The following is a 12,519-nucleotide window of genomic DNA, read 5'->3' on the forward strand; positions in this document are numbered from 1 at the left end:
ATGACATTGAAAGAGTTAGTGGTTGGTTTCGGCACCCAGGTGCGCAGCATTTGGATGATTGGCATGCATGCCTTCGCCAAGCGCGAAACCCAGATGTATCCGGAAGAACCGGTTTACCTGCCGCCGCGCTACCGCGGCCGCATCGTGCTGACGCGCGATCCGGACGGCGAAGAGCGCTGCGTCGCCTGTAACCTGTGTGCGGTTGCCTGCCCGGTCGGCTGTATCTCGCTGCAAAAAGCGGAGCAGAAAGACGGCCGTTGGTATCCGGAGTTCTTCCGCATCAACTTCTCGCGCTGCATTTTCTGCGGTCTGTGCGAAGAGGCTTGCCCGACTACCGCTATCCAGCTGACGCCGGATTTCGAACTGGGTGAGTACAAGCGTCAGGATCTGGTGTACGAAAAAGAAGATCTGTTGATCTCGGGGCCGGGTAAATATCCGGAATATAACTTCTACCGGATGGCCGGTATGGCGATTGACGGCAAAGCCAAAGGCGAAGCCGAAAACGAAGCCAAACCGATCGACGTCAAAGGTCTGTTGCCCTAAGGAGCCAGCAAGCATGGAAATTGCATTTTACCTGGCAGGTTTGATTGCGGTGGCCGCGACGATTCGCGTGATCACCCATACCAACCCTGTGCATGCGCTGCTGTATCTGATCGTCTCGTTATTGGCGATCTCGGCAGTCTTCTTCTCGCTCGGCGCCTACTTTGCCGCCGCGTTGGAAATCATCGTCTATGCGGGCGCCATCATGGTGCTGTTCGTGTTCGTGGTGATGATGCTGAACCTCGGCAACGTGCAGCAGCAAGAGCGCGACTGGATGAAGCCGACGGTGTGGATCGGGCCTGGCCTGTTGTCGCTGGCGCTGCTGGTGGTATTGATCGTCGCGATCCGCAGCGTATCCGACCAGGGTATCAGCGGCGAGATGGTCGACGCGAAGGCGGTGGGCATCAGCCTGTTCGGGCCTTACGTATTGGCGGTTGAGCTGGCTTCAATGCTGCTGTTGGCGGGTCTGGTTGTCGCCTTCCATATCGGCCGCGAGCACAAACCTGGCGAGGTGCTGAGCAACGCGCCGGCGAGTGGCGAAATGGCGAGAAGAAAATCGGAGGAGCAAGCATGATCCCTCTTCAACACGGCCTGATCCTGGCGGCTATCCTGTTTGTGCTCGGGCTGACCGGGCTGCTGGTGCGCCGCAACCTGCTGTTTATGCTGATCAGCCTGGAAGTGATGATCAACGCTGCGGCGTTGGCGTTTATCGTGGCGGGAAGCTACTGGGGCCAGGCGGACGGGCAGGTGATGTACATCCTGGCGATCAGCCTGGCGGCAGCCGAGGCCAGTATCGGCCTGGCGCTGCTGCTGCAGCTCTACCGTCGTCGTCATACCCTGAATATTGATACTGTCAGTGAGATGCGCGGATGAACCTATTATATTTAACAATTCTGCTACCGCTGATCGGGTTCCTGCTGTTGGCATTTTCCCGCGGTCGTTGGTCTGAGAACACGGCGGCTACCGTCGGCGTGGGCTCTATCGGCCTGGCTGCGCTGGTCACGGTGTATGTGGCGATGGATTTCTTCGCCCAGAAAGCCGCCGGCGTGCAGCTGTTCGAGCAAAGCCTGTGGACCTGGATGGCCGTCGGCAACTTCAATATCGGCGTGACCCTGGTGCTGGACGGCCTGTCGCTGACCATGCTGTCGGTGGTCACCGGCGTCGGCTTCTTCATCCACATGTTCGCCTCCTGGTACATGCGCGGTGAAGAGGGCTATTCGCGCTTCTTCGCTTACACCAACCTGTTTATCGCCAGCATGGTGGTCTTGGTGCTGGCGGACAACCTGCTGCTGATGTATCTGGGTTGGGAAGGCGTGGGCCTGTGCAGCTACCTGTTGATCGGTTTCTACTACAAAGATCCGGCCAACGGCGCGGCGGCGATGAAAGCCTTCATCGTGACCCGCGTGGGCGACGTGTTCCTGGCGTTCGCGCTGTTCATCCTCTACAACGAGCTGGGCACGCTGAATATCCGCGAGCTGATGATCCTGGCGCCGCAGAAACTGGCGGTGGGCGATACGGCCATCACTTGGGCAACCCTGATGCTGCTGGGCGGCGCGGTCGGTAAATCGGCGCAGCTGCCGTTGCAAACCTGGTTGGCGGACGCGATGGCGGGCCCAACCCCGGTTTCCGCACTGATCCACGCGGCGACCATGGTGACCGCGGGCGTCTATCTGATCGCCCGTACGCACGGCCTGTTCCTGATGGCGCCGGAAGTGCTGCACCTGGTGGGCATCGTCGGTGCGGTCACTCTGCTGCTGGCCGGCTTCGCCGCGCTGGTGCAGACCGACATCAAGCGCGTGCTCGCTTACTCCACCATGAGCCAGATCGGTTACATGTTCCTGGCGCTGGGCGTGCAGGCATGGGACGCGGCGATCTTCCACCTGATGACCCACGCGTTCTTCAAGGCGCTGCTGTTCCTGTCGTCCGGTTCGGTGATCCTGGCTTGCCACCACGAGCAAAACATCTTCAAGATGGGCGGCCTGCGCAAGAGCATCCCGCTGGTGTACGTCTGCTTCCTGGTGGGTGGCGCGGCGCTGTCTGCGTTGCCGCTGGTCACGGCCGGCTTCTTCAGTAAGGACGAGATCCTGGCGGGCGCGATGGCCAACGGCCACATCAACCTGATGGTGGCCGGCCTGGTCGGCGCGTTCATGACCTCGCTGTACACCTTCCGTATGATTTTCATCGTGTTCCACGGCGAAGAGAAAATCAAAGCGCATGCCGGTAAAGGCATCACTCACCACCTGCCGCTGCTGGTTCTGCTGGTGCTGTCCACCTTCGTTGGTGCGATGATCGTGCCGCCGTTGCAGGGCGTGTTGCCGGAGACGACCGAGCTGGCGCACGGCAGCGTGCTGACGCTGGAAATCACCTCCGGCGTGGTGGCTATCGTCGGCATTCTGCTGGCGGCCGCGCTGTGGCTGGGCAAACGCAGCCTGGTCAACAGCATCGCCAACAGCGCGCCGGGGCGTTTCTTCTCGACCTGGTGGTTCCATGCCTGGGGCTTCGACTGGCTGTATGACAAAGTGTTCGTCAAGCCGTACCTGGGCATTGCGAAGCTGCTGCAGCGCGATCCGCTGAACTCGCTGATGAACCTGCCGGCCGTCTTCTCCCGCTGGGGGAACCGCGGTCTGACGGTGAGTGAGAACGGTCAGGTGCGTTGGTATATAGCGTCTATGGGTGTGGGTGCAGTGGTCGTATTGGCTCTGTTGATTTTGGTTTAATTGAATAATTTAAACAGACGCATTTTTCGGGCGTAGCGCCGGGCAGGCGCTACGTACAAAGTTTGAAATTATTCGTATAAGGGACACAAAACGCCATGCTATTACCTTGGCTAATTCTTATCCCCTTTATCGGCGGTCTGCTGTGCTGGCAGCTTGAGCGCTTCGGTACTAAGGTGCCGCGCTGGATAGCGCTGATCGCAATGGGGCTGACGTTGGCGCTCTCTCTGCAGCTGTGGCTGCAGGGCGGCTATACCTTGACCACGCCGAAAGGCATTCCGCAGTGGCAGAGCGAATTCCTGCTGCCGTGGATCCCGCGCTTCGGTATCTCCATCCACCTGGCGCTGGACGGCTTGTCGCTGCTGATGGTGGTGTTGACCGGTCTGCTGGGCGTGCTGGCGATCCTCTGTTCCTGGCGTGAAATCCAGAAGTATCAGGGCTTCTTCCACCTCAACCTGCTGTGGATCCTGGGCGGCGTTATCGGCGTGTTCCTCGCCATCGACATGTTCCTGTTCTTCTTCTTCTGGGAAATGATGTTGGTGCCGATGTACTTCCTGATCGCGTTGTGGGGCCACAAGGCGTCGGACGGTAAAACCCGCATCACCGCGGCGACCAAGTTCTTCATCTACACCCAGGCCAGCGGTCTGGTGATGCTGATTGCGATCCTGGGCCTGGTGTTCGTGCACTACAACGCCACCGGCGTGTGGACCTTCGATTACGAAGACCTGCTGCAAACGCCGATGTCCCACAACGTGCAATATCTGTTGATGCTGGGCTTCTTCATCGCCTTCGCGGTGAAAATGCCGGTGGTGCCGCTGCACGGCTGGTTGCCGGACGCGCACAGCCAGGCGCCGACCGCAGGTTCCGTCGATCTGGCGGGCATCTTGCTGAAAACCGCGGCCTACGGCCTGCTGCGTTTCAGCCTGCCGCTGTTCCCTGAGGCTTCGCACGAGTTTGCGCCAATCGCCATGTGGCTGGGCGTGATCGGCATCTTCTACGGCGCCTGGATGGCGTTCGCGCAGACCGACATCAAGCGTCTGATCGCCTACACCTCGGTTTCGCACATGGGCTTCGTGCTGATCGCCATCTACACCGGCAGCCAGTTGGCTTATCAGGGCGCGGTGATCCAGATGATCGCGCACGGTCTGTCCGCCGCCGGTATGTTTATCATCTGCGGCCAGCTGTATGAGCGCCTGCATACCCGCGACATGCGTCAGATGGGCGGCCTGTGGGGGCGTATCAAGTTCATCCCTGCGCTGTCGCTGTTCTTCGCCGTGGCTACGCTGGGGATGCCGGGTACCGGTAACTTCGTCGGCGAATTCATGATTCTGTTCGGCAGCTACCAGGTGGTGCCGGTGATCACCGTGATCTCCACCTTCGGTCTGGTGTTCGCTTCGGTTTACTCGCTGATCATGATGCAGCGCGCTTATTACGGTGCGCCTAAATCCGACCAGCCGCTGCAGGGCATGACCGCGCGCGAACTGTTCATCATTCTGCTGCTGGTGGTGTTGCTGGTTCTGCTGGGGGTTTACCCGCAGCCGATTCTGGATACTTCCAACGCGGCGATGAGCAACGTGCAACACTGGTTTGGTTCGTCAGTTTCAGCAATTTCAACAACAAGGCCGTAATTCGCCATGACAATAACTCCTCAACAACTGATCGCACTGCTGCCGCTGTTGATCGTCGGATTGACGGTGGTGGTTGTGATGCTAGGCATTGCGTGGCGACGCGACCACTTTATCAACGCCACCCTGACCGTGATCGGTCTCAACCTGGCGCTGCTTTCGCTGTACTTTGTCGGCCAGGCAGGCCCAATGGACGTCACCCCGCTGCTGCGGGTTGACGGTTACTCGATGTTCTACACCGGGCTGGTGCTGCTGGCGAGTCTGGCGACCTGCACCTTCGCCTATCCGTGGCTGGTCGGCTATCCGGATAACCGCGAAGAGTTCTACCTGCTGGTGCTGATCGCCGCCATGGGCGGCATCCTGCTGGCGAGCGCCAACCATCTGGCTTCGCTGTTCATCGGTATCGAGCTGATCTCGCTGCCGCTGTTCGGCCTGGTGGGCTACGCCTACCGCCAGAAGCGCCCGCTGGAAGCCGCCATCAAGTACATGCTGCTGTCCGCCGCCGCGTCGTCGTTCCTGCTGTTCGGCATGGCGCTGCTGTATGCCGAATCCGGCGATCTGTCGCTGGCCGGCCTCGGCAAGAGCCTGCAGGAAAACATGATGCACCAGCCGCTGATCCTGGCCGGCATGGGCATGATGATCGTCGGTCTGGGCTTCAAGCTGTCGCTGGTGCCGTTCCAACTGTGGACGCCGGACGTGTATCAGGGTGCGCCTGCGCCGGTCTCGACCTTCCTGGCGACCGCCAGCAAGATCGCGATCTTCGCGGTCGTGATGCGTCTGTTCCTGTATGCCCCGGCCGCCGACAACGAAGCGCTGCGCATGGTGCTGTCGATCATCGCGTTCTGCTCCATCTTGTTCGGTAACCTGATGGCCATCAGCCAGACCAACATCAAGCGTCTGCTGGGCTACTCGTCGATCGCTCACCTGGGCTACCTGCTGGTGGCGCTGATTGCGGTGCAAACCCATCAGCTGTCGCTGGAAACCGCCGGCGTTTACCTGGCCGGTTACCTGTTCAGCAGCCTGGGCGCCTTCGGCGTGGTCAGCCTGATGTCCAGCCCGTACCGCGGCCCGGATGCGGATTCACTGTTCTCTTATCGCGGTCTGTTCTGGCATAAGCCAATCTTGTCCGCGGTGATGACGGTGATGATGCTGTCGCTGGCCGGTATCCCGATGACGCTGGGCTTTATCGGTAAGTTCTTCGTGATCGCGATGGGCGTCAGCGCACACCTGTGGTGGCTGACCGGCGCAGTCGTGGTAGGCAGCGCCATCGGCCTGTACTACTACCTGCGCGTGACCGTCAGCCTGTTCCTCAGCGCGCCGGAATCGCTGCAGCGCGATACCCCGAACAACTGGGCGTTGACCGCCGGTGGCGTCGTGGTGCTGATCTCCGCCGCGCTGGTGCTGCTGCTGGGCGTCTATCCGCAGCCGCTGATTTCGCTGGTGCAGATGGCGCAGCCGACGTTCTGATAACGCTTCAAACGATAAAAAGGTCGCTTCGGCGGCCTTTTTTTATGGGGAAACGGCACTCAGCCGTAATGGGCGTTAAACGAGGTTTCCAGCGCCTGCACTACCGCGCGCACGCGGGCGGCGCGTTGCAAATCGGGATGCAGCACCAGCCAGATATCCACCCAGTCTTTGTTCTCCGGCAACAGGCGCACCAGCTCCGGGTCTTTGTCCGCCAAAAACGCGGAGAGCAGGCCGATGCCCAGCCCGCTGCGGGTGGCGGAACGCAGCAGTAGCTGCGAATTGCATTGCAGCACCACGTTGGGCTCGTGCAGGGCCTCGCCGCAGAAATTGTTCCAGTGGCGCGGCACCAGATCGCGCGGGAACATCAGCAGATCGTGGCCGCGCAGCTGCTCGCCCCTGAGCGGCATGCCGCGCCGCGCCAGGTAGTGTGGGCTGGCGTACAGACCCATTTCGATGGTGGCTAAGCGTTTGATGATCAGCTCATCGTCATCGGGGCGGGCGCCACGGATCGCCAGATCTGCGCCGTGGTAAGAGATATCGGCGATGTTCAGCGCCGTTAACAGCGTGACGGTGATGGCGGGGTAGCGTTCCCGCAGATCTTGCAGCGCCGGCATCACGAAGGCTTCGGCCAGGGTATCGGTGGTGGCGATGCGCACGTTGCCGCTCAGGCTTTCGTCACCGCTGGCGGCTTTGCGGTTGATCGCCTGCACCGCATTTTCCATCTTCATCACGTCCGCCAGCATTTCTTCCCCCAACGGGCTGAGGGCGAAGGATTTCGGCGTGCGGATAAACAGCTTGGAACCGAGCGCGTCCTCGAAAGCGGACAGCCGTCGACCGACGGTCGCCTGATCGACATGCAGCTGGCTGGCGGCTTTGCGTAGCGTGCCGCAGCGCGCGACGGCCAAAAAGAAGCGCGCGTCGTCCCAATTTATCATGCCATTTCCTCTCTGCAGATTTGTCGGCGCGGTAGGAAACAGGCCGGGCCGGACGAATGATAACGGGTTATATCATAAAGCGTTGCTCTGCCCTGGGGGAGAGAAAGACGGCTAGCGGCCTGCACATCGGCGGTTATTTCTCCGGTGATGCAAGAATGCATCAGGGTGATTCATTCTTGACGATACTTCGCCCGCCGCCGTAACGCTATGATAAGCCCCGTTCCCGGCCCGCCGGGTGAGAAAGATGTCGATGGCAGGCCGCCGTCTGCCGACTTTGGGAGTTGAAACATGTCAGAAAATACCGCCAGCCAGATCGCGGCGCCGCAAAATGCTCAGGCGTCGCGCAGGACCATTTTATTGTTCCTGGCGCTGGCTTTGATGTCGGCATTGCTGAACAGCAGTGCGCCGACGCCGCTTTATCCGCTGTATCAGCAGCAGTTTGCGCTGAGTTCCGTCAGCCTGACCGTCGTTTACGGTGCCTACGCCGCCGGCGTACTGATCTCTTTGTTCGGCGTCGGCAATCTGGCCGGCAAAGTGAAGGATTTGCGCAGCGTGATCGTGCCGGCATTGCTGGTGGTGTTGAGCGGTGCGCTGCTGTTTGCGCTGGCGGATACCTTTGTCATGATGCTCATGGCGCGACTGCTGGCCGGGGTGGGCACCGGGGCATTGACCGGGGCGGCAAACATCGCCCTGGTGCGTTTTGGGCCACAAGATGGCGGTAAAAACGCCGCGCTGATCGCCACGTTGTCCTTTACCACAGGGTTGGCGCTGGGCCCGATCTTCAGCGGCATCGCTTTGCAGACCGGTTTTCATCCCACGATGCTGCCGTTCATTTTCATCATGATCATTGCCGCCGTGGCGGCGTTGGGCGTGATGTTCTCGTGGCCGCGTGGCGTGGTTACGGCACCGACCCGCGCTGCGCCGACGGCGACAGAAAAAAGCACGCTGCTCGATGGCCTGCGTATCACCGGCGGTAAATTCTTTGTCTGTGCCGGGGCGCTGTTTATCTGTTGGGCTCTGGCCGCCAGCATTTTGGCTATTGGCCCCAGCGTGGCGGAAACGCTGTTAGGCATGCACCAGCGGGGCGTCTTTGGCTATGCGATTGCGGTGTATCTGTTGATCGCCGGTATTAGCCAGATCCTGAGCCGCCGCCTTAACGCCCGTCATTCGCTGTTGTTCGGTTGCCTGGCGCAGGTGCTGGCGGCGGTGGTATTCGCTGCGGCGATCCAATGGCATTCACTGTGGCTGGCGGCTGCGGGCCTGGTGGTGGCCGGCTATGCTTACGGCGCCATTTTCGTCGGCAGCGCGACCCTGGTAAACCTGATTTCGCCGCCGGCCAGCCATGCGCGTTTGCTTTCACTGTTTTACGTTATCGCTTATATCGCCAACTGGGTGCCGATCTTGCTGGGGATCGTGGTCGACCGTGTCGATCTGCAGCAGGCAACCCATCTGCTGTTCCTGAGCAGCACCACGGTATGCCTGTTGTTGGCATGGATGACGGTACGTGTAGGGTTCCCACGTTAATAATTTTGTGATTTAAGTCTCTTTTATTTAATTAATTATTCTTTAATTGCATTTATATTGTGATTTTAATCACATGAAATAACCGGCTTTCGGGTAAACTGCGCGCTTTCTTTTTGCCGCGGGTCACTTTATGAACGTTCTTTTCGCCATTGCCGTTACTACCGGGATCCTCTCCGGCGTGTGGGGCTGGGTTGCCGTCAGCCTGGGGCTGATCGGTTGGGCCGGTTTTCTCGGCTGCACGGCGTATTTCGCCTGCCCGCAGGGCGGGCTGAAAGGGCTGTTGATCGGCGCGTTGACCTGCTGCAGCGGCGTCTTCTGGGCAATGGCGATCATCCACGGCAGCGAACTGGCGCCACAGTGGGAGCTGCTGGGGTATCTGCTGACCGGCGTCGTTGCGTTCCTGATGTGCATTCAGGCCAAACAGCAGTGGCTGGGGTTTGTGCCCGGCACCTTTATCGGCGCCTGTGCGACCTTCGCCGGCGGCGGAGATTGGCCGCTGGTGACGCTTTCTCTGCTGGTGGGCTTGCTGTTTGGCTATGCGATGAAAAACAGCGGTCTGTGGTGGGCGGCACGCAGCGAAAAAGCCCGTGCCGCACAGCCGGTCAGCCCGAATGCCGGCTCAAACGGTGCCGCCGAGTGAGAGGCGGTAGTGCAGATCGTGGCGCTCGGCGCAGGGTTCGCCCGCGATCCGCAGCAGCAGCATTTCAGCGGCGGTTTTCCCCATGTCAAAGCGTGGCGTGATCACGCTGGCGATGCCCGGCGTGGTCGCCTGGCCAATATCCAGGCCGTGAAAACCCGATAGCGCAATCTCCTGCGGCACGCGCACGCCGAGACGCAGGCAGGCCTGCAACACGCCCACCGCCAGATCGTCGTTGGTGCACAGGATACCGTCCAACTGCGGGTAGCGTTCGCGCGCCATCGCCAGCATGTCGGCGCCGATCGAAACCGAAGAGACCCGATGCGGCGTGATCTGGCGCGGCGTTTGCCCCTGAGCCGCCATGGCGCGGCAGTACCCCCGATAGCGTTTATTGTCGCGGGCGTCCGACATGGCGCCAAAGTAAACGATATGCCGTTTGCCGCTGGCGAGCAGCGCTTCGGTCATGTCATACCCCGCCTGTTCATTATCAAACCCCACCGCAATCCGCCCCGGCGGCGCGTCGAGATCCATCACCTGCGCGAGGGGGATTTTGGCGGCGCCGAGGTAGGTCTCTGCGCGCAAGGTATGCGCAGAGTCGGTGAGGATCAGCCCGGCGATCGGGTAGCTCAACAGCTGTGCGATCTGCTCTTCTTCCCGCTGCGGGCTGTAATCGTAGTTCACCACCAGCGTTTGGTAACCCCGCGCTTGGGTAACGGATTCGATGCCGGCCAGCAGGTCGGCGAAGATCTGGTTGTTGAAGGAGGGGATCAGTACGCCGATGCGCGGTTTTCTGCCGGCCTGTGCGGTATCGGCATCTGTGACGTTCAGCTCCCGCATGACCTGCACAATGCGTTCGGCGGTGTCGGCCGCCACTTTTTCCGGCGTGCGCAGGAAGCGGCTGACGGTCATTTTGGTCACGCCGGCCAATTGTGCGATGTCCTGTAGCGTAACGCGAGGGTGTTTCATTCGGTGGCCTTCACGGGCGGCGCGGCAAGGGTGGATAGCGGTATGTTAACAAATCGATTTGGCGATAACAATGAATGCGCTCCTATTGAAAATGGCTATTTTTCAATTGGATAACTGAGTTTTACCCGCTTGCTGCCTGCGTGAGATCACGTTAAGGGTAACAGGGTTTCGTAACATGATGTTCAGTGATTTCCGTCACGTTTTTACCGGTAACAATCGGCTGAGATAGAGGCCTGTCCGATTGGAGGCCTGATGGCCGGGAATCACCATGAATAATCTGTTTTCACTGGATAACAAAATTGTCTTGATCACCGGCGCCTCGCGCGGCATCGGTTTTCTGCTGGCGCGCGGCCTGGCGCAGCAAGGCGCGCATATTCTGGTCAACGCCACCACCGACGAACATGCCCGACACGCCGCCGATCGCCTGCGCGAAGAGGGCTTGCGCGCCGATGCGGCGGCGTTCGACGTCACCGATTCCCAGGCGGTGCATGCCGCCATCGATCGTATCGAAGCGGATATCGGCGCGATAGATGTCTTGATCAACAACGCCGGCATCCAACGCCGCCACCCGTTCACCGAGTTTCCGGAGCAAGACTGGGACGACATCATCGCCGTCAACCAGAAGGCGGTTTTCATCGTGTCGCAAACCGTGGCGCGTTATATGGTGCCGCGCCGGCGCGGCAAGATAGTCAACATCGGCTCGATGCAAAGCGAGCTGGGGCGGGACACCATCACCCCTTATGCGGCCTCCAAGGGCGCGGTGAAAATGCTGACGCGCGGCATGTGCGTGGAGCTGGCGCGCTACAACATTCAGGTCAACGGCATCGCCCCCGGCTACTTCAAAACCGAGATGACGCAGGCGCTGGCCGACGATCCGGCCTTCACCGCCTGGCTGACCCAACGCACGCCCGCCGCACGCTGGGGCGATCCGCAGGAGTTGATCGGCGCGGCGGTGTTCCTGGCCGCCGACGCCTCCGCCTTCGTCAACGGGCAACTGCTGTTTGTCGATGGCGGCATGTCGGCGGCGGTGTAACCTTTTTTCGTGGAGTGTTGAGATGAAAATTCAAACCCAGTCCTGCGTGGTCAATGGCAAACGCGACGTGGCGGTGATTGCGCAAGAAGTGGATTACCGGGGGCAGGGAACGCTGGTGAAAATCAGCCGCGGCGGCATCTGCGGCTCGGATCTGCATTACTTTCAGGAAGGCAGGGTCGGCAATTTTCAGGTGCGCCAGCCGATGGTGCTGGGCCATGAGGTGATCGGCGAGGTGGTCGCCAGCGATTCGCCGCAGCTGCCGGTCGGGCAGAAGGTGGCGCTCAATCCCAGCAAACCCTGCGGGCAGTGCAAATACTGTCTGGCGCAGCAAAGCAATCAATGCGTCGAGATGCGTTTTTTCGGCAGCGCGATGTATTTTCCGCACGTCGACGGTGCTTTTACCCAATACAAAGTGGTGGACAGCGCGCAGTGCATTCCTTACGGCGCCGATCGCGACGACAGGGTGATGGTGTTCGCTGAACCGCTGGCGGTGGCGATCCACGCGGCGAAGCAGCCCGGCGACGTGACGGGGAAAAAGATCTTCGTGTCCGGCGTCGGCCCGATCGGCTGCCTGCTGGTGGCGGCGCTGAAAGCGCTGGGCGCCGCCGAAATTGTCTGTGCCGATCTCAGCCCGCGCTGCCTGGCGATCGCCAGGCAAATGGGGGCCGATCGGTGCCTGCATGCCGCGGACGACGATGTTAGCGGTTATCAGCAGGACAAAGGATATTTCGACGTCGCCTTCGAAGTGGCGGGGCATCCGCAGTCGCTGCAGCGCTGCCTGGAGATCACCCGCGCCAAAGGCACCGTGGTGCAGGTGGGCATGGGCGCCAGCTTCCCCGATTTTCCGCTGATGTTGTTGATCGCCAAGGAGTTGAACCTGCTCGGATCCTTCCGCTTCGTGGCGGAGTTTGCGCTGGCGGTGGCGTGGCTGGCCGACGACGTGGTCGATCCGCTGCCGTTGCTGTCGGCGGAGTTCGCCAGCGGGCAACTGGCGCAGGCGCTGGAGTTTGCCGGCGATAAGCGCCAGGCCGCCAAGGTGCAATTGGTGTTTTAGGGTAAAAGTCCGATGGCCGCAGGC

At 60.6% G+C, this 12,519-nt stretch carries 12 protein-coding genes; 10 read left to right on the forward strand and 2 right to left on the reverse strand.

Annotated features, from left to right (window positions below; genetic code table 11):
• The 6 genes from nuoI to nuoN all read left to right on the forward strand — a co-directional run bounded on the left by nuoI (position 1) and on the right by nuoN (position 6,346).
• Positions 1-543, forward strand: a complete 543-nt coding sequence (gene nuoI, locus ABTW55_RS17170) for an NADH-quinone oxidoreductase subunit NuoI (protein WP_025160170.1) — start codon at positions 1-3, stop codon at positions 541-543.
• A gap of 13 nt (positions 544-556) precedes the next feature.
• Positions 557-1,114 carry an NADH-quinone oxidoreductase subunit J gene (nuoJ, locus tag ABTW55_RS17175; RefSeq protein WP_019453717.1) on the forward strand — a complete coding sequence of 186 codons (558 nt, stop codon included), beginning with the start codon at positions 557-559 and terminating at the stop codon, positions 1,112-1,114.
• A complete protein-coding gene (gene nuoK / locus ABTW55_RS17180) occupies positions 1,111-1,413 on the forward strand; it encodes an NADH-quinone oxidoreductase subunit NuoK (RefSeq protein WP_004936014.1) in 303 nt (100 codons plus the stop codon). Before nuoJ ends, nuoK begins: the two co-directional genes overlap by 4 nt.
• Positions 1,410-3,257 carry an NADH-quinone oxidoreductase subunit L gene (gene nuoL, locus ABTW55_RS17185; protein ID WP_015378577.1) on the forward strand — a complete coding sequence of 616 codons (1,848 nt, stop codon included), beginning with the start codon at positions 1,410-1,412 and terminating at the stop codon, positions 3,255-3,257. Before nuoK ends, nuoL begins: the two co-directional genes overlap by 4 nt.
• A 95-nt stretch (positions 3,258-3,352) precedes the next feature.
• Positions 3,353-4,882 carry an NADH-quinone oxidoreductase subunit M gene (gene nuoM, locus ABTW55_RS17190; RefSeq protein WP_033648043.1) on the forward strand — a complete coding sequence of 510 codons (1,530 nt, stop codon included), beginning with the start codon at positions 3,353-3,355 and terminating at the stop codon, positions 4,880-4,882.
• A gap of 6 nt (positions 4,883-4,888) precedes the next feature.
• Entirely contained in the window at positions 4,889-6,346 is a 1,458-nt protein-coding gene (nuoN, locus tag ABTW55_RS17195) for an NADH-quinone oxidoreductase subunit NuoN (RefSeq protein WP_033635324.1), read from the forward strand.
• Positions 6,347-6,405: 59 nt separating this feature from the next.
• Here nuoN and ABTW55_RS17200 read toward each other — a convergent pair whose 3' ends face one another.
• On the reverse strand, positions 6,406-7,281 hold the full coding sequence (locus ABTW55_RS17200) for a LysR family transcriptional regulator (RefSeq protein WP_060421945.1): 876 nt from the start codon (positions 7,279-7,281) through the stop codon (positions 6,406-6,408).
• Between the two features lie 288 nt (positions 7,282-7,569).
• Between ABTW55_RS17200 and ABTW55_RS17205 the strand changes: the two genes are divergently transcribed.
• Positions 7,570-8,805 carry an MFS transporter gene (locus tag ABTW55_RS17205; RefSeq protein ID WP_041036053.1) on the forward strand — a complete coding sequence of 412 codons (1,236 nt, stop codon included), beginning with the start codon at positions 7,570-7,572 and terminating at the stop codon, positions 8,803-8,805.
• 130 nt (positions 8,806-8,935) lie between these two features.
• Positions 8,936-9,445, forward strand: a complete 510-nt coding sequence (locus tag ABTW55_RS17210; RefSeq protein ID WP_033648040.1) for a DUF1097 domain-containing protein — start codon at positions 8,936-8,938, stop codon at positions 9,443-9,445.
• Here the strand turns inward: ABTW55_RS17210 and ABTW55_RS17215 are convergent.
• Positions 9,425-10,408 (reverse strand): LacI family DNA-binding transcriptional regulator, encoded by a 984-nt coding sequence (locus ABTW55_RS17215; RefSeq protein WP_047571215.1) that lies wholly within the window; start codon positions 10,406-10,408, stop codon positions 9,425-9,427. The two genes, ABTW55_RS17210 and ABTW55_RS17215, sit on opposite strands and share 21 nt — an antisense overlap.
• Positions 10,409-10,676: 268 nt before the next feature.
• Here ABTW55_RS17215 and idnO point away from each other — a divergent pair, with 268 nt between their 5' ends.
• Positions 10,677-11,441 carry a gluconate 5-dehydrogenase gene (gene idnO / locus ABTW55_RS17220; RefSeq protein WP_033648038.1) on the forward strand — a complete coding sequence of 255 codons (765 nt, stop codon included), beginning with the start codon at positions 10,677-10,679 and terminating at the stop codon, positions 11,439-11,441.
• Between the two features lie 22 nt (positions 11,442-11,463).
• On the forward strand, positions 11,464-12,495 hold the full coding sequence (gene idnD, locus ABTW55_RS17225) for an L-idonate 5-dehydrogenase (RefSeq protein ID WP_033653769.1): 1,032 nt from the start codon (positions 11,464-11,466) through the stop codon (positions 12,493-12,495).
• Positions 12,496-12,519: the final 24 nt, after the last annotated feature.

This window comes from Serratia sp. SM04 (assembly GCF_040280225.1).
In the GTDB taxonomy this organism is placed as follows: Bacteria; Pseudomonadota; Gammaproteobacteria; order Enterobacterales; family Enterobacteriaceae; genus Serratia; species Serratia sarumanii.